Genomic DNA, 19,903 nt, shown 5'->3' with positions numbered 1-19,903 from the left:
CATTGAATGGATATCCGGACGACACCGCCTTGAGCGCCGCCAGTCGGGAAACCGGCGCGTCGGTGTCAACGTGGCGTGCCGCGCTGACAGAAGCCATCACCGCGCGGCTGACCATACTGGGAAAGATCGCGGTATCGGCCGTGGCAAGGCCAAGCGAGCGGGCATGCAACGCGAATAGCGGCTCAACGGGATGATCTGCCCACGCGACGAAATCGGCGCCAATCATTTGGCGCGCGCGTCGATTAACCACGCGGGCCACGGCCGCGCGACACGCGCGCCGCCAACGGCGACAGCTGACGGCGCACCGGCACCATGTCCGTCGCCATGCCGCGAAAACCGAGCTGCACGCCGTGCCACAACGGCGGCAACGCATACGCGGCAAACGCCAGGAACACCAGCATGCCCAGCAGGAACAGCCCCGGCATGAACAACGCGAGCAACAACCCGAGTACGGCGATCGTGTCCTCCACAAACGACACGACCCAGGTCGACGCCGGCTGCTGCGCGAGATTAATTAACGCGCGGGCGCCAGCCTTGACCAGGTGCGCGGTGCCGGCGATCGCCGCGCCGGCCAACGCCGCCGCCGCCAATACACGCGGATCGGCATGGCCGGCCGCGCCATAGGCGAGCATCGCGCCGGCCGGGATGCGAATCAGCGTGTGCAGCGCATCCCACAGCGAGTCGACGGCGGGCACCTTGTCGGCCAGAAATTCGGCAATCGCCAACAGCGCTGCGGCGCCGATGATCCACGGCGAACCCAGTAGCGACAACGCATCGGGAAGACGCACGGCGTCGAACGACGCGAGCAGGCCGGTCAACAGAACCGTCAGGTACAAGCGCAGCCCGCTTGCCCACGCAAGCCCGGTTGCCAGAGAAAGGGCGTAAAGCATTAACGCCTCCTTGCGCGCCCCCGCGCGCACCGGCAAGGGCCAGTGCAGCGCGCGCCGCAAGCGTCAGTGTTGGATAAACCCGAAACCATTATAGCGACAGCCGCCGCGCGGGCGCCGCCTCGCTCAATGGCCGGACGTGAGCTTCAAGCCAATCAGCCCGGCCAGGATCAGGACTGCACTGCCCGCCCGGGCCGGCGTCAGCGCCTCGCCCATCATCACGATGCCGAACACGAATGCGCCCAGCGCGCCGATACCGGTCCACACCGCATACGCGGTGCCCAGCGGTAACTGTTTCATCGCCAGTGCCAGCAAACCGAAGCTGACCAGCGCCGTCCCCAGTGTGAAGATCGACCAGCCAGGCCGGGAAAAGCCTTCTGAGCTTTTCAGGCCGGCAGCCCATGCCACTTCGAGCAGGCCCGCTATCACCAGAAAGATCCACGCCATCGGCTACAACCTTGACGAAATGGGGTCGTCCCCGATACGAACCGTAGCGCGCGGGCCGTCACGCACAACGGGTTGCGTCGATTCTATCAAAGTGCCGGGCGCGCTGCCGAGCGTGGCTGTGCCGCGACACAGCGCCGCATCAGGCGAGGCTGCTACTGCACGCCGGCGAGCCGGTATCCGACACCCGTTTCGGTCACGATGTGCTCGGGCTGCGCAGGATCGCGCTCCAGCTTCTGTCGCAAATGCCCCATGTAGATGCGCAAATAATGATGACTCTCCACATGGGATGGCCCCCAGACGTCGCGCAGCAATTGGCGGTGCGTCAACACGCGGCCGGCATGGCGCACCAGCGTAACCAGTAGCCGGTATTCGATCGGCGTCAGATGCACCACCTCGCCATCCCGGGTCACGCGGCGTGCGGTCAGGTCCACGACGATGCCGCCGAACTGTACTTGCGGCGTGTCGTCCTGGCCACCGCGATTGCGCCGGCGCAACTGCGCGCGGATCCGCGCCAGCAGCTCCGACACGCCGAACGGCTTGGTCAGGTAGTCGTCCGCCCCCGCATCCAGCGCGGCCACTTTCTGCTCCTCCTGGCTGCGAGCGGATAACACGATGATCGGCAGATCAGTCCATCCGCGCAATTCGCGGATCACGTCCAGGCCGTCGGTATCGGGCAGACCCAGGTCCACGATCACCAGATCCGCCCGGCGCGTAGCGGCCTCGACCAGCCCCTGCCGACCCGTGTCCGCGTCGAATACCGTCATGCCCTGCGCTTGCAGCGAGGCGCCTACGAAACGGCGGATTTGCTTTTCGTCCTCGATCAGGACAATCGTCGCGTTCGGTTCGCTCATGATTTTGGTGTGATCTCGTCAACCGCATGCCCGCTGCGCGCTGCGTCGGCATCCTGTTCCAGCGCTTCGCCGCCGCCCGGAGGTACCTCATCGGCCGGCAACATGAACCAGAAGCGCGCCCCCAGCACGCGGCCTTGCGCATCAACGCGGTTTTCCGCACCGATTCGACCGCCGTGAGCGTCGACGATGGCCCGGCAGATCGCCAACCCGAGGCCGATGCCGGGCTTGGCCGATTCCTTTTCGCCGCGCGTAAACTTGTCGAACACGCGCGCTTCCATGCCCGGCGGCAGACCGGGGCCGCTGTCCTCGACCGCCACTTTGACATAGCGGCGCGCGCCGTCCTCGACCACACCCGCATCAATCGACAATGGCGCGCCGGCCGGCGTGTACTTCGCGGCATTCTCGAACAGGTTGGCGAACAAATGCTCCATCAGCACCGGATCGAGCCGTAGCAGCGGCAGCTCGGCCGGCACGCGCGTGTGCACCGGATGGGCGGCCAGGCTCCGGCGACATGCAGCGAGTGCGGCGCCCACCATTTCCTCGAGCATCAACCACTGGCGATTGAGCCGGACCGCGCCGGCCTGCAGCCGGGCCATGTCCAACAAGTTGGTCACCAAGCGCGTCATGCGCAGCGCTTCCTCGTGGATTGCCTCGATCAGGTCGTGCTCGGCCTGCGGCCGAGGCGGCGCACCACCGTCCTGCGGCTCGGCGAGCATCGACGCAAAGCCGACGATGGCCGTCAGCGGCGTGCGCAGGTCGTGCGAAATGGCCGACAACAGCGAGTTGCGCAACCGCTCGGACTCCATGCTGACCAGCGCGTCCTGCGCGATCTCGACGTAGTGCACGCGCTCCAGCGCTAGTGCGATTTGCGCGGCGAACGTATCGATCATACGACGCTGCTCGGGCACCGCCAGGTCCTCGAAGCGCGCCGCCACCAGTGCCAGCACGCCGCGCGTGCGCATCGGCGCCTTTAGCGGCAGATAGAGTGCGTCGGCAGCCGGCAACGTGTCGGTGCCGTGCCCAGCCGGCTTTTGCTGGTCGTAAACCCATTGCGCGATATCGGTATCGAGTGCCGGCGGCTGCAGCATGATCGCCGGATCCGGCTCCTCGACCTTCTGCCTGACTTTGTCGTTGCTGTCCGGCAACAAGATCGACACGTGCGCCTGGAACACTTCCGCGACATGCCGCATGCCGATTTCGATGATCTGGCCGGTGGCAAGCGCCGCACCCAACTCTCGCGTCATCGCGTACATCGCGCTGGTGCGCCGCTCGCGCAGCGTCGCGATACGCGCTTGCCGACGCAGGCTCGACGTCAGATGGCTGATCGTCAGTGACGTGAGCAGCATCACGGCGAATGTCAACAGGTATTGCGTGTCGGACACCGACAGCGATATACGCGGTGGCACGAAGAAAAAGTCGAACGACGCGACGCTGAGAAACGACATCAGCACACCCGGACCGCGCCCCAGCCTTGCGGCAGCGAAGATCACACCGAGCAGATACAGCATGGCCAGGTTCGCCAGATCGATCCGGTGCAGCAATTCGGTCGCCACTACCGTGATGCCGGCACTGATCGCCGCCGCATACGCGTAGTGACGCAGCTTTGAGCGGTGCTCGTCACCCAGCGACGACGCGAAGCTGCGCACGTCGCCGCGTGCACCACGCTGCTCATGCGCGCGGCCGGCGCCCACCAGCGTCACGTCGATGTCGGACGCCAATTGCAACAACCGCTCACCGACTGACGGGGCAAGCCAGCGTCGCGTGCGCGGCACGCCGGCGACGAGCCTAGACACGTTGCGCATCCTCGCATAAGCAAGCAGCGTGCGGGCCGCGTCGGGCCCATCCAGTGTCACCGTTTCGGCGCCGAGTTCGGCGGCCAATTTCAATGCATCGAGTGTGCGCTTTCGGACGGTGTCCGGCAGCCGTTGCAGCTTCGGCGTCTCGACATAGACTGCCAGCCAATCCGCCTTTAAGCTCGCCGCAAGCCGCGCAGCCGCGCGCACCAGCGTCGCGCTCTCCGAGCCCGGGCCGACACACGCGATGATCCGCTCGCGCGCGTGCCAGACGCGCTCGATCGACTGATCTGCGCGATACTCGCGCATCTGCGCATCCACCCGATCCGCGGTGCGTCGCAACGCTAGTTCCCGCAACGCGATCAGGTTGCCCTTGCGAAAGAAATGGCGTACCGCGTGCTCTGCCTGCTGTGGCAGATAGACCTTGCCGTCGCGCAGGCGCGCGAGCAGTTCGTCCGCGGGCAGATCCACCAGCGTGACCTCGTCCGCCAGATCGAATATTCGATCCGGGACCGTTTCCCATACACGAATGCCAGTGATCTGGCCAACCACATCGTTCAGGCTTTCGAGATGCTGGACGTTGAGCGTCGTGTAGACGTCGATCCCGGCATCCAGCAGTTCCTGCACATCCTGCCAACGCTTCAGGTGGCGTGCGCCGGGCACGTTCGAATGCGCAAGCTCGTCGACCAGGATCAACTGCGGCCTGCGTGCCAGCGCCGCGTTCAGATCGAATTCCGGCAACACCTTGCCGCGATAAGGATAACGGGCAGCGGGAATCGACGGCATTCCATCGAGCAGCGCCACGGTTTCCCTGCGCCCGTGGGTTTCCGCCACGCCGACCACGACGTCGACGCCTTCGTCGCGGCATCGCCGTGCCGCCTGCAGCATCGCGAACGTCTTGCCCACGCCCGCTGACGCGCCGAAAAAAATTTTCAGCTTGCCGCGCTGTTTTTTTTCCTCCTCGCGTTGCAGCTTGTCGAGCAATTCATCAGGGTCGGGGCGTTCCATTCACGTATTAAAAAGTCCGAAGCAGGCACGCGCCTGCGTGCGGGCTCCAGTATGCCCGAGCCCGAGAACCGGAGACGATCTTTCTCGCGAAGCCGACCCGGCACAAGCGTGGCTGCATAACGCGCGCGCGTGCCCAAAAACGCATCAGAGGTGAAACAGGCGGCGCAAAATCATGTCAGTGTACGCTGACAATATGGCTGGTATGCTCGTCTCATCCGCCAAGTCCCGTCTGCTTATCAACGGCCACAGACACGCGCGGCGGCCATTGCGGTTGAATCAAGGCTCACCGTTTTAGACGGCCCCCCCGCGAGCCCATCGCGAATGCCCGGTACTAGGAGAGATAAATGGACACCGATGCAAACGTTTCGGTCGCAGCCCTCGAAGCCGCTTTATCCGTGACACGAGAGGAACGACAGCATCAACCGATGCACGAACCCGAGCCGGCGTCGCTGATTCATGCAAGCCTGCAGCCCCGCGCGGGTGCAGCGGGCACGCGAGCGACCACCTATTGCGACTTGCCCGACGAGTTGATCGCCCAAATCGGTCGCTATCTGGACACCCGCGACCTTTGCCGTCTGTCAATGGTCGAGCGACGCACCCATGCCGTACTGCACGAGCAGATCCTATCCAAGCGCCATGCCCATCACGCCAAAACCGTAGTCAACGCCGCCGACGTACAGGCGCTACTGACACAGATCGAGCAGGACATCGTCGAGCAGCCTGGGCTGCGCATCGTCCCGATCTTGACGCTGTTGGCACAACTGCTGCGCAACAGCTTTCCCAAGCGCGAGCAAGCGGCAGCCTTCGAATCGATATTCACCGCTGCCGCAGGACTGCCTGCCGCGGGTTATGCGGTCAGTAGGGCCGTGGTTAACACGTTGAAATACCTTGACCCAAGTGTCCGCGCCAACGCGTACGAATTCTGTTACGCGCATGTGTGGCAGCGCCATCCGATACCGTCGCGCTATGGGTCCGCCCTCGCATCGCAATTGCACGTGCTGCCACGCGAACGGTTCATCCAGCGATACGATGAATTCTTTGCATGGATCCCGCAGCTTGACACGGCCGAACGGGCGGCGCTGATCAGTACGCTCGCGGCCCAGTTGCCGGCATTCGTGTACGGATTCAATGTACGCGATGCAGCGACGCTACATCAAGCCACGCAATGGTACCGCATGCTGCGGCAAGCGCTGTTGAGCCTTCCATCGTCCGACCAGGGCAAGGCGATGGCGGCACTGTGTGTCGCCCTGCCTGCGTTGGGCCGTCAGACAAGTATCGCGGAATATGGGCAGATTCGACAGATCGCGATGTCGCTACCGCAACCGGCGATGGCCGAAGCGTGGCTCGGGCTGCTCCGAGCATTGCCAATGTTCCCGGCGGAACTGCAGCCGGCACAATTGTACTCCCTGTACGCGATGATCGAGCGCTGGCCGTCACAGTACTCTACTTTCGCCGCGCAGACGCTGCTGGAAACCGTCCCGGCGTTGCACGTCGACACGCGAGCGGCGGCCTGGCACAAGGCAGTCATGCTGCTACCGCCCAACGCGAGCGAACTAGCCGAGAATATCATCCAGTATGCGCTCGACCAGATCGTGTTCCTGCGCGCCGATGAACGCAGTGCGGCACGCGCCGCGATCGCACGCATCATCGACGCCGGTAACAATGCCGATATGGCGCTAGGGCAGCAAGATTGATGAGCCGGTCGTGCGCCGGCCCTCCAGATCCCGATGTGCATCGGCCGCGTCGCGCAACGCGTAACGCTGGTGGATACCGATCCGCACCCACCCGCGTTGCACGACGTCGAACAGCTCGCCCGAGATCTGGAGCAGGTCTTCGCGTTTCATGATGTGCGTAAACAGCGTCGGCCGCGTGAAGTACAACGAGCCGTGGTTCGCCAGATCGGCCGCATTGATCGGCGGCAGCGGGCCGGTCGCATTGCCGAAGCTGACGAACAGGCCGAACGGCGCAAGGCAGTCAAGTGAGCCGGCATAGGTGTCCTTGCCGATCGAGTCATAAACTACCGGCACGCCGCGGCCCGCCGTGATCTCCTTAACCCGCTGCACGAAATCCTCGCGCGTGTAGACGATAGGATGGTCACAGCCATTGGCTTTCGCCAGCGCAGCTTTCTCATCCGAGCCGACGGTACCGATCACCGTCGCGCCAAGCGCCTTCGCCCACTGGCACATGATTAACCCGACGCCGCCCGCGGCCGCGTGTACGAGGATCGTATCGCCGGCCTTCACGCGGTACGTGCGCCGAAGCAGATACTGCGCTGTCATGCCTTGCAGCATCATGGCGGCCCCCTGCTCGTACGAGATCGACTGCGGCAGCTTGACCACGCTGGAGGCGGTGATCACACGCTCCTGCGCATAGGCGCCAGGCGGGCGCGCCGCATAGGCGATACGTTCACCCAGCGCGAAATCGGTGACGCCGGGGCCGACGTCGACCACTTCGCCAGCGGCCTCCATGCCCAGGCCCGCGGGCAGCGGCTGCGGGTACAAGCCGGTGCGAAAATACACATCGATGAAGTTCAGGCCGACCGCATGGTGGCGCACGCGGATTTCGCCCACGCCGGGCGCCGGCACGTCGACGTCAACCCACTGCAGCACCTGCGGTCCGCCGATGCGCTCAAAACGAATGGCTTTGGTCATCATGGCTCCTGGTGGCAAATCGATTCAGGCCGGCGCATCCAGCCGCTGCGCGAGCCGCTCAAGGATCATCCGCGCCGTGGACATGTTCGTCGCGCACGGCACGTTGTGCACGTCGCATGCGCGCACGAGCGCGTTGATATCCGGCTCGTGCGGCTGCGGCGTCATCGGGTCGCGCAGGAAAATCACCATGTCGATGCGACCTTCGGCCAGCTCCGCGCCGATCTGCAGGTCGCCCCCATGCGGGCCCGACAGCTTGCACTGTACCGGCAAGCCATGCCGGTGCGCGATGCGTGAGCCGGTCGTGCCCGTTGCCACGAGTTCGCAGCGACTGAGCACGTGCACATATTCGCAGCGACTGAGCACGTGCACATATTCGCCGCACAGCGTGACAATGTCGTCTTTCTTGTGATCGTGCGCGATCAACGCGATACGGGTGGTCATGGGCGCTGTCCTCCGGTGGATGCTTCGAACGGGATCGGCAATGCGTACGCGTGAGAACGTGCTCCGGAATGCGGCCGGGTCAATGCCCTGCGCGGCGGCCTGCGCGTCGAGCGTATGCCAAGCGCCGATTGTATTGGAATCGGCCGCATCGCGTTGACACGCACCGCCGCGTTGACGATCACCGTGGGATTGGCGCCAATATTTGGGTAAACTGGGTTGGTATGACGCTTCGCCGTCGTCCACGCCACCCTCCCGCCGCCATGAAACAAGACAGCCGATTCCCGAACCTCTTCATCCTCAATCACCCGCTGATCCAGCACAAGCTCTCGCACATGCGCGACCGAGATACCTCCACGCGTACCTTCCGCGAGTTGCTGCGGGAAATCACGCTGCTGATGGGCTATGAGATCACCCGCGATCTGCCGCTGACCACGCGCCGCATCGCTACGCCGCTGGTCGAAATCGACGCACCGGTGATCGCCGGACGCAAGCTGGCGATCGTGCCGGTGCTGCGCGCCGGCGTGGGCATGTCCGATGGGCTGTTGGAGTTGATTCCGTCGGCACGCGTTGGCCATATCGGCGTATACCGGGCAGACGATCATCGTCCGGTCGAATACCTGGTGCGGCTGCCCGACCTGGAGGAGCGCACGTTCATCCTGTGCGACCCGATGGTGGCGACCGGCTATTCGGCGGTGTACGCAGTCGACGTGCTGAAGCGCCGCGGCGTACGGGGCGCCAATATCCTGTTCCTCTCCCTTGTCGCGGCTCCTGAAGGGGTGCAGGTGTTCACGCACGCGCACCCGGACGTGAAATTGTATGTCGCGGCGCTGGACTCACACTTGGACGAGCACGCGTACATCGTGCCGGGCCTAGGCGACGCGGGCGACCGGCTGTTCGGCACCAAGAATTAGGGACAGACCGCACGGCCCGGGCCGGAGAAGCGAGCGGGGAGCGGAGCCTGAGGACAGGCGAGGAAGCGGATCACTGAATGGGGTCGGAAACCACATTGCGGCCGCACGGCTTGTACGCGTAGCCGGCATGCTAAAATTGCGCCTTCCCGTCGAACGCCCTTGCCGCGTCGCCCCTCGCGCGCGAACGCGACGCGCGCACGGCGGACAGCAGGGCGCGCGACGTACGCCGTCGTCCCGATGGCGCCACGCGCCAGGGACTTCGCCACGACACATCGATATTTGAATGAATGATGCGCGCGTTGCGTGCGCGGTCGGAGAAACCATCATGGCTGGTCACTCGAAATGGGCCAACATCAAGCATAAGAAAGCCGCGGCAGATGCCAAGCGCGGCAAAGTCTGGACGCGGTTGATCAAGGAAATCACCGTGGCGGCGCGGCTGGGCGGCGGCGATGCCGGATCGAACCCGCGCCTGCGACTGGCGATCGACAAGGCAACGGACGCCAACATGCCAAAGGACAATGTTAATCGCGCGATCCAGCGCGGCGTAGGTGGCGTCGATGGCGCGAATTACGAGGAAATCCGCTACGAGGGGTACGGCATCGGCGGTGCGGCGATCATCGTCGACACGATGACCGACAACCGCACGCGCACCGTTGCCGAAGTGCGCCACGCGTTCTCCAAGCACGGCGGCAATCTAGGCACCGACGGCTCGGTCGCATTCCTGTTCGACCATGTCGGCCAGTTCCTATTCGCGCCCGGCACGCCAGAGGACAAACTGATGGAGGCGGCGCTCGAGGCCGGCGCCGACGACGTGACGACCAATGACGACGGCAGCATCGAGGTAGTGTGCCCGCCGAACGATTTCGCGCAGGTCAAAGCCGCGCTCGAGGCCGCAGGCTTCAAGGCGGAACTCGCCGAGGTCACGATGAAACCACAAACCGAGGTGGAGTTCACGGGCGACGACGCAGTCAAGATGCAAAAGCTGCTCGATGCGCTGGAAAACCTTGACGATGTGCAGGACGTTTACACGAACGCGGTCATCGCCGACTAGTAACGGCTCGCGTAGAAGATTTTTTGGCTTTTTCGGGGATTTCCATGAAGGTATTGGTCGTCGGCTCCGGCGGTCGCGAACACGCACTCGGGTGGAAGCTCGCCCAATCGCCGCGCGTCACCGCGGTCTACGTGGCGCCGGGCAATGGTGGCACGGCGCTGCAGGAGCGCCTGCACAACGTCGATATCACTGACTTGCATGCACTGGCCGACTTCGCCGAGCGCGAGCAGGTCGCATTCACCGTGGTCGGGCCCGAGGCACCACTCGCGGCAGGCATCGTCAACCTGTTCCGCTCGCGCGGCCTGAAGATCTTCGGGCCGACCCGCGAGGCGGCGCAGCTTGAAAGCTCGAAGGACTTCGCCAAGGCGTTCATGAAGCGCCACGGCATTCCGACCGCCGAATACGAGACGTTCTCCGACGTGACGGCGGCGCACGCGTACGCCGAGGCAAAGGGCGCACCGATCGTGATCAAGGCGGATGGACTCGCGGCCGGTAAAGGTGTGGTGGTAGCGCAAACGCTGGATGAAGCGCACCGCGCGATCGAGGTGATGCTCGCCGACAACAAGCTCGGCGACGCGGGCGCGCGCGTGGTCATCGAGGAATGCCTGCAAGGCGAGGAAGCCAGCTTCATCGTGATGGTCGACGGCAAGCACGTGCTCGCGCTGGCGTCGAGCCAGGACCACAAGCGGTTGCTCGACGGTGACCAAGGTCCGAACACCGGCGGCATGGGAGCCTACTCGCCGGCGCCGATCGTCACGCCGCAATTGCATGCGCGCGTGATGCGCGAGATCATCCTGCCGACCGTGCGCGGCATGGAGCACGAGGGCCTGCGCTATACCGGCTTCCTGTATGCTGGGTTAATGATCGACGCACAGGGTAACCCGAAGACGCTCGAGTTCAATTGCCGGATGGGCGACCCGGAGACGCAGCCGATCATGGCGCGGCTCAAAGGCGACTTCGCCCGTGTCGTCGAGCATGCGCTCGCCGGCACACTGGACACCGTTGAACTCGAATGGGACCGGCGCACGGCGCTGGGCGTCGTGCTCGCAGCGCACCAGTATCCGGACGCGCCGCGCAAGGGGGACCGCGTCGATGGCATTCCGGCGCAGACCGAAACTGCCGTCACATTCCACGCGGGCACCGCGCTGGTCAACGGCAAGCTGGTCACCTCGGGCGGACGCGTGCTGTGCGTGGTTGGGTTGGCCGACTCGGTGCGCGAGGCACAGTCGATCGCCTATGAGACAATCCATCATATTCAATTCGATGGCATGCAGTATCGCCGCGACATTGGTCACCGCGCCCTGAACCGCAAGCACTGATCCGCAATGAGCCGTCCGTTCGACCCAGCCACCCCGTCCACCGTTCCGGCTTCGGCTAGCGCGCCAGCGCGCGGCACAGCCGCCGGGCTCGGCGATCTGGCACCGGTGCGCGACTATCTGCTCACGCTGCAGCGCCATATCGCCGATACGTTGGGCCAACTCGACGGCAAGCCATTCGACACGCATACGTGGCGCCGTGAACCGAGTGACAAGCTCCAAGGAGACGGCTGCTCGCGCGTGATCGAGGACGGCGAATGCTTCGAGCGCGGCGTGGTCGGTTTCTCGCACGTGAGCGGCGCCGCATTGCCGCCGTCGGCCAGTGCCGCCCGCCCGCAACTGGCCGGGCGCAGCTTCGAGGCGATGGGGGTATCGCTGGTGCTCCATCCGCGCAATCCCTATTGCCCGACCGTGCACATGAATGTGCGGCTGTTCGTCGCGACCCACCCGAACGAAGCGCCGGTGTTCTGGTACGGTGGCGGCATGGACCTGACGCCGTACTACGGGTTCGAGGAGGACGCGCGGCATTTCCATTTGACGTGCCGCGACGCCCTGGCTCCGTTCGGCGACGAGTTGTATCCGCGCTTCAAGCGGTGGTGCGACGAGTACTTCTACTTGAAGCACCGTGGAGAGCCACGCGGCATTGGCGGCATTTTTTACGATGACATAGCGGAGTTGGGCTTCGCGCGCGGCTTCGAGATGACACGCAACGTCGGAGACGGCCTGCTCGCCGCCTATCTACCGATCATCGAGCGGCGGCGCGCGATGCCTTATGGTGAGCGCGAACGGGATTTCCAAGCCTACCGGCGCGGCCGCTACGTCGAGTTCAATCTCGTCTTCGACCGCGGCACGCTGTTCGGCCTGCAAAGTGGCGGGCGGACCGAGTCCATTATGATGTCGATGCCCCCGGTAGCGAAATGGCGCTACGATTGGCATCCGGACGCCGGCTCGCCCGAGGCCCAGCTGTATCGCGATTTCCTGATCGTGCGCGACTGGATCTGAACCGCGACGGCCGCCACCCGATCGCCTTGCTTAAGGACGCAGACCTGAGTTCGCCGAACCCATCATCGCCGGACGCCATCGACATGCCCGCCGCGCCCCTTCTGCCTACACGGATCGGCATCCTGGGCGGCACGTTCGACCCGATCCACGTCGGCCACTTGGCGCTCGCGCGCCGGTTTGCCGAATGGCTTAGGTTGACCGAACTCGTGCTGCTGCCAGCGGGGCAACCGTGGCAAAAGAGCGACGTATCGTGCGCGCGGCACCGGCTCGCGATGACTCGCCTGGCGGCGGCGTCGCTGATGCTACCCGCCACGCGGGTGAGCGTCGCGACCGATGAAATCGATCATCCTGGCCCGACGTACACGACTGAGACGCTGGCCGCATGGCGCGCGCGCCACGGCGCGGCGGCGTCGTTGACGCTATTGATCGGGGCCGACCAACTGGTCCGCCTGCATACGTGGAAAAACTGGCGCCGATTATTCGAATTCGCCCATGTCGGTGTCGCGACGCGTCCCGGATTCGACCTATCGCAGGCGGATGCCACGGTGCTTGACGAAATCGGGCGACGCAGCGCGTCGGCCGACACGCTGCGTGCGACGACCCACGGCCATGTCCTGCTCGATACCACGCTGTCGCTGGACGTCTCGGCCACGCACGTACGGCGGTTGCTACGTGAACGGGCGTGTGGCCGCCTCGAGGCAGTCGCCAGCGTGCCGGACGCGGTCTGGCAGTACATCCGTCAACATCATCTGTATCAGACATAAACATGGATATCCGCAAATTGCAACGCGTTATCATCGACGCACTCGAGGACGTCAAGGCGCAGGACATCCGCGTCTTTAACACCAGTCATCTGACCGAGCTATTCGACCGCGTGGTCGTTGCAAGCGGCACCTCGAACCGGCAAACCAAGGCGTTGGCCAACAGTGTGCGCGAAAAGGTCAAAGCGAGCGGCGGTGACATCGTCAGCACCGAAGGCGAGGACACCGGCGAATGGGTGCTGGTCGACTGCGGCGACGCGGTCGTGCACATTATGCAGCCCGCGCTGCGTCAATACTATCGACTCGAGGAAATCTGGGGAGACAAGCCGGTGCACGTGAAGCTCGGCGGCCAGGCCGGCACGCAAGACAGCGGCCCAGTCGCGCCGGGCCTGGCGACGTGACATGTATGGCGGCGGCAGCCGCGCCCGAGCCATCGGCATGAAGTTCCATATTGTCGCAGTCGGACACCGAATGCCGGACTGGGTTGCGCGCGGCTTTGACGAATACGCGAAGCGCATGCCGCCCGAACTGCGCATTGAATTGCGCGAGATCAAGCCGGAACAACGGGCATCAACACGCGCCGCAACAAGCGTGATGGCAGCCGAGCGTACGCGCATCGAGGCGGCGCTGCCCAAGGGCGCGCGACTCATTGCGTTGGACGAACATGGCCTTGACTGGACCACGATGCAGCTGGCACAGCAACTGCCGCGTTGGCAGCAGGACGGCCGCGATGTGGCCTTCGTCATCGGCGGCGCGGACGGGTTGGATCCGGCCATCAAGGCACAGGCCGATCTGCTGCTGCGACTCTCCAGCCTGACACTGCCCCACGCCATGGTCCGCGTGCTGCTGGCGGAGCAGCTTTACCGCGCGTGGAGCATCACGCAAAATCATCCTTATCATCGGGCGTAGCGGTAACGCCCGACGTGTCCGCTTGCCAGCCACTCGCGACGCCGGCGAGCGGCACGGCCCTTCTCGTCCAGGTAATCATGTCCACTCCATCATCGCTCGATCCGGCGGCATTCAGCCCGTCGACACACGAGGCATCTGGCGCAAACAGCGCCTGCTCTGCCACGCCGCGCCATTCGTTTATTTATCTTGCGTCGCAAAGCCCCCGTCGTCGGGCACTGCTGGAGCAGATCGGCGTGCGCTTCGAATTGCTGCTCGCACAAGAGCACGAAGATGCCGAGGCACTAGAAGCCGAACGGCCGGGCGAATCCCCCCAGGACTACGTTGTACGCGTGACGCTAGCCAAGGCAACGGCCGCTGGTGCACGCCGGAACCGACTGCTGGCCCGACAACGCGATGCAGCGCCGGCACCGATTCTTGTGGCCGACACCACTGTGGCGCTCGATGACGAAATCCTCGGCAAGCCGAGCGACGTCGATCACGCGTTGCAGATGCTCAAGCGCTTAGCCGGCCGCGAACATCGGGTATTGACCGCCGTCGCACTGGTCGGCGCTGATGCCACTGTCACCAGCGCACTGTCCGTGTCACGCGTGTGGTTTGCCGCGGTGGGCGACGCATCGCTGGCGCGCTACGCGCGTAGCGGCGAGCCCTTCGGCAAGGCAGGCGCCTACGGCATCCAAGGCCGCGCGGCCGAGTTCGTTGAGCGGATCGACGGGTCCTATTCAGGTATCATGGGCCTGCCCCTTTTCGAGACCGCCGCGCTACTACGCGCGGCCCGTGTGGCGTTCCAATAAATCATGAACGAAGAAATTCTGATCAACGTCACCCCGCAGGAAACCCGCGTCGCCATCGTCCAGCAAGGTGCCGTGCAGGAGCTTCATGTCGAGAGAACGCTGTCACGCGGCCGCGTCGGCAATATCTATCTCGGCAAGGTCGTGCGCGTACTGCCCGGCATGCAATCGGCATTCATCGACATCGGGCTGGAGCGCGCCGCGTTCTTGCATGTGGCCGACATCTGGCACCCCCGGCTCGCGCCGGATGCGGCGGTCAGTGCACCGCAGCAACCGATCGAGAAAATCGTCTTCGAAGGGCAAACGTTGATGGTCCAGGTGGTCAAGGACCCGATCGGCACCAAGGGCGCACGCCTGTCCACGCAGATCAGCATTGCCGGGCGAACGCTCGTCTATTTGCCACAGGAGCCGCACATTGGCATCTCGCAGAAGATCGAGAGCGAGGCGGAACGCGAAGCGGTCCGTGCCCGGCTAACGTCGGTGCTTCCGGTCGACGAAAAAGGCGGCTATATCGTGCGTACGATCGCCGAAGATGCGTCCAGTGAGGCGCTGTCCAACGACGTCGCTTACCTGCGCAAGACATGGACCACGATCCAAGCGCAGGCGACGCGGATGCCGCCGACGACATTACTGTACCAGGACCTGAACCTAGCGCAGCGCGTATTGCGCGACTTCGTCAACGACGATACGACACGAATCCAGGTCGACTCCCGCGAGACATCGCAGATGCTCGTCGAGTTCGCCAATGAATTCACGCCGGCTGTCGCCGCCAAGCTGCATCACTATACTGGTGAGCGCCCGCTATTCGATCTGTACAACATCGAAACCGAGATCCTGCGCGCACTGTCCCGCCGTGTCGACTTGAAGTCCGGCGGCTACCTAATGATCGACCAAACCGAGGCGATGACGACAATCGACGTCAACACGGGGGGCTACGTCGGCGCACGTAACTTCGACGACACGATCTTCAAGACCAATCTCGAGGCCGCCCATACAATTGCACGGCAATTGCGGCTGCGCAATCTCGGCGGCATCATTATCATCGACTTCATCGACATGGAGAATGGCGAGCATCGCGATGCGGTGCTTGGCGAGTTGAAAAAGGCACTGAGCCGAGACCGCACACGCGTCACCGTCAACGGCTTCTCGCAGCTCGGTCTGGTCGAGATGACCCGCAAGCGCACGCGCGAATCGCTTGCGCATCTGCTGTGCGAACCCTGCCCGGTATGCGAAGGCAAGGGACAGGTCAAGACGGCACGCACGGTGTGCTACGACATCCTTCGGGAAATCCTGCGCGAGTCCAGGCAGTTCAATCCCCGCGAGTTTCGCGTCGTTGCCGCGCAGCAGGTGATCGACCTGTTCCTCGAAGAAGAATCGCAGCATCTGGCGATGCTGTGCGACTTCATCGGCAAGCCCGTGTCGCTGCAGGTCGAGTCCAATTTGAGCCAGGAACAGTACGACATCGTGTTGATGTAGGGTGACCCTTCAGCGCAAATGCGCCCTCTACTCCGGCGTGACGGTCTTGGCGCCGGAACCATTCAATTCATCGGCCTGATCGCCCTTACCCAGTTGCCCAGCGTTCGCTCCGAGACGGCCAGTCTGCGGGCCATCACACTTAAGCTTTGCCGCCTCGAATCGCCGCACGGGCCGTCGCCAGGAATTCTTCTGCGCACATCTGCCTAGGTCTGAACATTGCTCCTTTCCTTTAGGGCGGCTTCATACGCGAACTGCTGCAAGCCAAATTTCGGCAGCAACGCATAACAACAACATAGCTCGCACGGCTGCCATGCCATGCCATTCGTTATGGAAATAAGTCATCCTGCTTATATGCCATTGATGAGGTATATTTTTACTGTCGAAAACAACCATTAATCAACATCCGCGCACATCCTCCATTTGATGAGCTATGTATATTTTACATAGCGTGTTATAGAGGTCGTCCGCATGGCAAGAACATTACTATGTACCGAAAAAAGCAAATCATGTAGACTATTTGTCTACCCTGAGAGTACGCTTGATAAACAACCGGTTTTGCATACCTTCTCCTACCATGCAGCGTAAACCACAGGATAGAGACAATAGGGATAGAGCGGCCTCGTATTTTTAAAATCTTGTTGCACCATAAAATCGCATGCAAAGTGAAAAAGCATTGACTGTACTACTGTGGATTGTGGGAACCGGGTTCTTTATGCAGACCCTTGATTCTACTGTGCTGAATACTGCTCTTCCGGAGATAGCGAACAATCTCGGTAGACATCCATTGCATATGCAACCGGTCGTACTCGCCTACTCGTTGGCGATGGTTATGGTCATCCCAGCTTCCGGCTGGCTGGCGGACCGTGTAGGTATACGGTGTATATTTCTAATAGCTGTTGCACTTTTTACAGTAGGCTCAATCGGTTGTGCCATCTCGCGCACTTTGGACGAATTAGTGATGGCACGGGTCGTTCAAGGCTTGGGCGGCGGAATATTGCTGCCCGCTGGACGACTGACCATTCTAAGAACGCATCCTCCAAGCCAGTACTTGCATGCATTGGGCTTTGTGGCGATACCCGGGCTTCTTGGTTCAGCTCTGGGACCAGCGTTCGGTGGCTGGATCGTATCACTTGCTTCCTGGCGATGGATTTTCTGGGTTAATGTGCCGATTGGCATGACAGTCTTCATAGCCGCTCAGATAGCCATCCCAAATATCAAGCTACCGGCACAGCGCTTTGACCTAAATGGATATATGCTGTTTGCAGCGTGCGTGCTAACGCTTTTATTAGCGCTCAATGGCTTAGCGAACCACCATCTGTCCTTTGCCGTCGTTTTGGTATTGCTGGGAATCAGCTCGGTGACATTGATTGCCTATGGTCGGCATGCGGCGCATACGGATCATCCGCTTTTTCCTTTTAGCCTGTTCGCGGTACGCACCTACCGCATAGGTCTGCTCGGCAACGGGCTGACACGTATGGGCGGGGATGCGCTACCTTATATGATTCCGTTGCTGTTACAGCTAGGCCTTGGTTACGCCCCTTATGAGGCCGGCTTGATGATGCTGTCTATGGCCCTGGCTGCCATGGGAGCCAAGCGGTTTGTTAACCCGCTCATCACAAACTATGGTTATCGTCGTATCCTGGTTGGTAATAGCTTGTTGATAGCCAGCATAATCGCGAGTTTTTCATTGGTTTCGCCAGAGCAACCGATTTGGCTTCGTGTAGTCCAGTTGGCTGCTTTTGGTGGGTTTTATTCAATACAGGCGACCGCAATGAGTGCGGCCACACTTAAGGACTTAGTTGGCAGAGGCGCCAGCAGTGGAAATGGTCTATTTGCGACCGTTCAAATGCTCGCCATGAGCCTGGGTGTAACTGTCGCGAGTATTTTATTGGACCTTTTTCAGTCACTGTTCACCATACAGGCAAACGATAGCTTATTACCCGTCTTTAAAGCTAATTTTATTTGCGTCGGACTTATCATCGCAGGTTCAGCCTGCATATTTTGGCAGCTTAAACCCAATAGAACAGTAAATGCGGCGCCGCGTTGCTCAACGAATAAAGGGGCGTCTTAGAAAACGGATACCAAGCGCCACAAACTTTTCTCCGTAAGTCCTTCAGGAAAGGCATGGTCCAACGTCACGACGCGTCATTCTTCGAACGGCTCATCGCCCCGATGCTCCGACACCCCTGCCCAGCCGCCAGGCTGCCGCAGGGCAAGCATACCGTCGGCGCTCTGAAGAGCGAAGCTTGGATCATTGCTGAGGAGATCAAGAGGCAACACGGCGGCACGTTGAAGCCTGAGAATGCTGAACTGCAGGGATCAATTTTTAGGAGATGCCCGTCCAGCGAGGCATTTACTAGGGGGCACATTATCCGTGAATCACTAGAGATTACCCTACAATACAACAATACGATATTGTGTTGGTGTAGCCGCACCTGGCTTCACCGGAAGTGCAACTGTCGCGTGAAGCCCGCGAACTGCTTGAACGGCTCCAGGCCAAGTGTCGATGAACTAAATGGTGGGAAATGGGACAACGGTGCTCGTACTGCGGCGAAGCATTTGATTGCGGGGCGGACAATCCCAGCCGCCCCTGCTGGTGCGCAAACTTGCCACCGTTGCCTGCCCGCGCGCTGGATTCCGAGCAAGGCTGCTTGTGCCCTAGCTGTTTGGTGAACAAGCTTGCACGCATGTCGGTCGACGCCACCGCGCCGGACGGAGTGGACCATGTGAACCCGGTCTGCCACAGCCGAGACTGCACCGGCTCAGAGGCTTCCTGAGGCGGCCACGCGCCCGTTCTGATACGGTCACTAGCGCAAGCGTCGTCACGATGAAATGCGCATTGATCATCTAACTATTTGACCTACTCGTTAGACCCCGCTATAATCCTTTTCTTCCCAGACGCGGGGTGGAGCAGTCTGGCAGCTCGTCGGGCTCATAACCCGAAGGTCGTAGGTTCAAATCCTACCCCCGCAACCAAAATTCGCAAAAGGCACGATTCCGCAGCGGATCTACGCCTTAAATGACCTTTTTCCCTTGTCTGATGGATCCCATAGCTAAGGGAATGACGCGGCTACAACTTGTTAAGCCGCGGACCTGTTCTTCCCAAACATCATGGGGCTGACGTAACCGCGCGTTGAGTGTAGTCGAGGCGCGCGTTGTTGAAGTGGGCCACATGACCACTTTGCCATATCGAGCCGAGTTTGCACCGCGCCGTTTTCGCTCAGCGGACAAGCGGCGAACCAAATCAGTCGCACCGACATCGACGCCGAAAAACGATGAGCGTGAGACAATGCGCGCCGAAGATCGATTCGAGAGGTCAGTTTCGCTCATTGTCGTCGCGATGCAGAACCGCCGTAAGGGCGCCGCGCGCGGGCGATGGTAAGATAAGCGGCCCCTATCATTCACGTTCGGCATGAAACGCTCATCGACGATGACGCCGCACGACGCGCTCTTCAAGCAGTTCCTCACGCATCCGGAAACCGCGCGGGATTTTTTAAGCCTGCATTTGCCCACGCGGTGGTTGGCGCAGTGCGACCTGGACACATTGCGTCTGGAGTCGGGCAGCTTTGTGGAAGAAGATCTGCGCGCTTACTATTCGGACGTACTGTGGT

At 62.2% G+C, this 19,903-nt stretch carries 19 protein-coding genes, 1 tRNA gene and 1 pseudogene; 14 read left to right on the top strand and 7 right to left on the bottom strand.

All coding sequences use genetic code 11. From position 1 onward, the window contains the following. Positions 1-7: 7 nt before the first annotated feature. The 5 genes and pseudogenes from B0O95_RS10630 to B0O95_RS10610 form a co-directional block, all read right to left on the bottom strand. Positions 8-247 (bottom strand): annotated as a pseudogene (locus B0O95_RS10630) (hypothetical protein); the annotation flags it as partial. Continuing rightward, positions 243-890 (bottom strand): DUF4126 domain-containing protein, encoded by a 648-nt coding sequence (locus B0O95_RS10625; RefSeq protein ID WP_104077961.1) that lies wholly within the window; start codon positions 888-890, stop codon positions 243-245. The pseudogene B0O95_RS10630 and the gene B0O95_RS10625, both read right to left, overlap by 5 nt. A 123-nt stretch (positions 891-1,013) precedes the next feature. Beyond that, positions 1,014-1,334: a DMT family transporter gene (locus B0O95_RS10620; RefSeq protein WP_104077875.1), complete on the bottom strand. Its 321-nt coding sequence runs from the start codon at positions 1,332-1,334 to the stop codon at positions 1,014-1,016. 152 nt (positions 1,335-1,486) lie between these two features. Further along, the gene (kdpE, locus tag B0O95_RS10615) at positions 1,487-2,185 is read right to left on the bottom strand and encodes a two-component system response regulator KdpE (protein WP_104077874.1); all 699 of its coding nucleotides are present in this window, start codon (positions 2,183-2,185) and stop codon (positions 1,487-1,489) included. After that, on the bottom strand, positions 2,182-4,986 hold the full coding sequence (locus B0O95_RS10610) for a DUF4118 domain-containing protein (protein ID WP_104077873.1): 2,805 nt from the start codon (positions 4,984-4,986) through the stop codon (positions 2,182-2,184). Before B0O95_RS10610 ends, kdpE begins: the two co-directional genes overlap by 4 nt. Before the next feature lie 425 nt (positions 4,987-5,411). Between B0O95_RS10610 and B0O95_RS10605 the strand changes: the two genes are divergently transcribed. Next, on the top strand, positions 5,412-6,680 hold the full coding sequence (locus B0O95_RS10605) for an F-box-like domain-containing protein (RefSeq protein WP_146064054.1): 1,269 nt from the start codon (positions 5,412-5,414) through the stop codon (positions 6,678-6,680). Here B0O95_RS10605 and B0O95_RS10600 read toward each other — a convergent pair. After that, the gene (locus B0O95_RS10600; RefSeq protein ID WP_104077960.1) at positions 6,663-7,637 is read right to left on the bottom strand and encodes a quinone oxidoreductase family protein; all 975 of its coding nucleotides are present in this window, start codon (positions 7,635-7,637) and stop codon (positions 6,663-6,665) included. The genes B0O95_RS10605 and B0O95_RS10600 overlap by 18 nt on opposite strands. 24 nt (positions 7,638-7,661) lie before the next feature. Next, on the bottom strand, positions 7,662-8,078 hold the full coding sequence (locus tag B0O95_RS10595; RefSeq protein ID WP_104077959.1) for a methylglyoxal synthase: 417 nt from the start codon (positions 8,076-8,078) through the stop codon (positions 7,662-7,664). A 260-nt stretch (positions 8,079-8,338) separates the two neighbouring features. On the opposite strand from B0O95_RS10595, the gene upp reads away from it, so the two are divergent. The 13 genes from upp to B0O95_RS10520 all read left to right on the top strand — a co-directional run. Then, a complete protein-coding gene (gene upp / locus B0O95_RS10590) occupies positions 8,339-8,989 on the top strand; it encodes a uracil phosphoribosyltransferase (RefSeq protein WP_104077871.1) in 651 nt (216 codons plus the stop codon). Positions 8,990-9,314: 325 nt separating this feature from the next. Beyond that, positions 9,315-10,040 (top strand): YebC/PmpR family DNA-binding transcriptional regulator, encoded by a 726-nt coding sequence (locus tag B0O95_RS10580; protein WP_104077869.1) that lies wholly within the window; start codon positions 9,315-9,317, stop codon positions 10,038-10,040. 44 nt (positions 10,041-10,084) lie between these two features. Continuing rightward, positions 10,085-11,359, top strand: coding sequence for a phosphoribosylamine--glycine ligase (gene purD, locus B0O95_RS10575; RefSeq protein WP_104077868.1), 1,275 nt, complete (start codon positions 10,085-10,087; stop codon positions 11,357-11,359). A gap of 6 nt (positions 11,360-11,365) precedes the next feature. Further along, the gene (gene hemF, locus B0O95_RS10570; RefSeq protein WP_233203291.1) at positions 11,366-12,358 is read left to right on the top strand and encodes an oxygen-dependent coproporphyrinogen oxidase; all 993 of its coding nucleotides are present in this window, start codon (positions 11,366-11,368) and stop codon (positions 12,356-12,358) included. A gap of 83 nt (positions 12,359-12,441) precedes the next feature. Continuing rightward, complete coding sequence (locus tag B0O95_RS10565; protein ID WP_199180495.1) at positions 12,442-13,122, top strand: nicotinate-nucleotide adenylyltransferase; 681 nt, start codon at positions 12,442-12,444, stop codon at positions 13,120-13,122. Positions 13,123-13,124: 2 nt separating this feature from the next. Next, positions 13,125-13,520 (top strand): ribosome silencing factor, encoded by a 396-nt coding sequence (gene rsfS / locus B0O95_RS10560; protein ID WP_104077866.1) that lies wholly within the window; start codon positions 13,125-13,127, stop codon positions 13,518-13,520. Between the two features lie 37 nt (positions 13,521-13,557). Further along, complete coding sequence (gene rlmH / locus B0O95_RS10555; RefSeq protein ID WP_104077957.1) at positions 13,558-14,028, top strand: 23S rRNA (pseudouridine(1915)-N(3))-methyltransferase RlmH; 471 nt, start codon at positions 13,558-13,560, stop codon at positions 14,026-14,028. Between the two features lie 77 nt (positions 14,029-14,105). After that, positions 14,106-14,819 (top strand): Maf family protein, encoded by a 714-nt coding sequence (locus B0O95_RS10550; RefSeq protein WP_104077865.1) that lies wholly within the window; start codon positions 14,106-14,108, stop codon positions 14,817-14,819. Positions 14,820-14,822: 3 nt separating this feature from the next. Then, a complete protein-coding gene (gene rng, locus B0O95_RS10545; protein ID WP_104077864.1) occupies positions 14,823-16,292 on the top strand; it encodes a ribonuclease G in 1,470 nt (489 codons plus the stop codon). Between the two features lie 655 nt (positions 16,293-16,947). Beyond that, on the top strand, positions 16,948-18,363 hold the full coding sequence (gene mdtD, locus B0O95_RS10540; RefSeq protein WP_104077863.1) for a multidrug transporter subunit MdtD: 1,416 nt from the start codon (positions 16,948-16,950) through the stop codon (positions 18,361-18,363). Between the two features lie 454 nt (positions 18,364-18,817). Then, the gene (locus B0O95_RS10535) at positions 18,818-19,069 is read left to right on the top strand and encodes a cysteine-rich CWC family protein (protein WP_104077862.1); all 252 of its coding nucleotides are present in this window, start codon (positions 18,818-18,820) and stop codon (positions 19,067-19,069) included. A 122-nt stretch (positions 19,070-19,191) separates the two neighbouring features. After that, positions 19,192-19,268: transfer RNA gene (locus tag B0O95_RS10530), tRNA-Met, on the top strand. A 436-nt stretch (positions 19,269-19,704) separates the two neighbouring features. Next, on the top strand, positions 19,705-19,903 hold a 199-nt coding region (locus B0O95_RS10520; protein WP_146064053.1), incomplete at its 3' end, for an Rpn family recombination-promoting nuclease/putative transposase.

This window comes from Mycetohabitans endofungorum (assembly GCF_002927045.1).
GTDB lineage: Bacteria > Pseudomonadota > Gammaproteobacteria > Burkholderiales > Burkholderiaceae > Mycetohabitans > Mycetohabitans endofungorum.
The sequence above is the reverse complement of the archived record's forward strand: the minus strand, read 5'-3'. Positions and strand labels throughout refer to the sequence as shown.

What these genes read in the sequence shown, in the direction of transcription:
- B0O95_RS10595 (WP_104077959.1), bottom strand. Translation starts at nt 8,078, where the DNA reads ATGACCACCCGTATCGCGTTGATCGCGCACGATCACAAGAAAGACGAC.
- B0O95_RS10620 (WP_104077875.1), bottom strand. Translation starts at nt 1,334, where the DNA reads ATGGCGTGGATCTTTCTGGTGATAGCGGGCCTGCTCGAAGTGGCATGG.
- B0O95_RS10550 (WP_104077865.1), top strand. Translation starts at nt 14,106, where the DNA reads ATGTCCACTCCATCATCGCTCGATCCGGCGGCATTCAGCCCGTCGACA.
- upp (WP_104077871.1), top strand. Translation starts at nt 8,339, where the DNA reads ATGAAACAAGACAGCCGATTCCCGAACCTCTTCATCCTCAATCACCCG.
- rng (WP_104077864.1), top strand. Translation starts at nt 14,823, where the DNA reads ATGAACGAAGAAATTCTGATCAACGTCACCCCGCAGGAAACCCGCGTC.
- B0O95_RS10600 (WP_104077960.1), bottom strand. Translation starts at nt 7,637, where the DNA reads ATGACCAAAGCCATTCGTTTTGAGCGCATCGGCGGACCGCAGGTGCTG.
- B0O95_RS10535 (WP_104077862.1), top strand. Translation starts at nt 18,818, where the DNA reads ATGGGACAACGGTGCTCGTACTGCGGCGAAGCATTTGATTGCGGGGCG.
- B0O95_RS10625 (WP_104077961.1), bottom strand. Translation starts at nt 890, where the DNA reads ATGCTTTACGCCCTTTCTCTGGCAACCGGGCTTGCGTGGGCAAGCGGG.
- B0O95_RS10610 (WP_104077873.1), bottom strand. Translation starts at nt 4,986, where the DNA reads ATGGAACGCCCCGACCCTGATGAATTGCTCGACAAGCTGCAACGCGAG.
- purD (WP_104077868.1), top strand. Translation starts at nt 10,085, where the DNA reads ATGAAGGTATTGGTCGTCGGCTCCGGCGGTCGCGAACACGCACTCGGG.
- hemF (WP_233203291.1), top strand. Translation starts at nt 11,366, where the DNA reads ATGAGCCGTCCGTTCGACCCAGCCACCCCGTCCACCGTTCCGGCTTCG.
- rlmH (WP_104077957.1), top strand. Translation starts at nt 13,558, where the DNA reads ATGAAGTTCCATATTGTCGCAGTCGGACACCGAATGCCGGACTGGGTT.
- B0O95_RS10580 (WP_104077869.1), top strand. Translation starts at nt 9,315, where the DNA reads ATGGCTGGTCACTCGAAATGGGCCAACATCAAGCATAAGAAAGCCGCG.
- mdtD (WP_104077863.1), top strand. Translation starts at nt 16,948, where the DNA reads ATGCAAAGTGAAAAAGCATTGACTGTACTACTGTGGATTGTGGGAACC.
- B0O95_RS10565 (WP_199180495.1), top strand. Translation starts at nt 12,442, where the DNA reads ATGCCCGCCGCGCCCCTTCTGCCTACACGGATCGGCATCCTGGGCGGC.
- B0O95_RS10605 (WP_146064054.1), top strand. Translation starts at nt 5,412, where the DNA reads ATGCACGAACCCGAGCCGGCGTCGCTGATTCATGCAAGCCTGCAGCCC.
- rsfS (WP_104077866.1), top strand. Translation starts at nt 13,125, where the DNA reads ATGGATATCCGCAAATTGCAACGCGTTATCATCGACGCACTCGAGGAC.
- kdpE (WP_104077874.1), bottom strand. Translation starts at nt 2,185, where the DNA reads ATGAGCGAACCGAACGCGACGATTGTCCTGATCGAGGACGAAAAGCAA.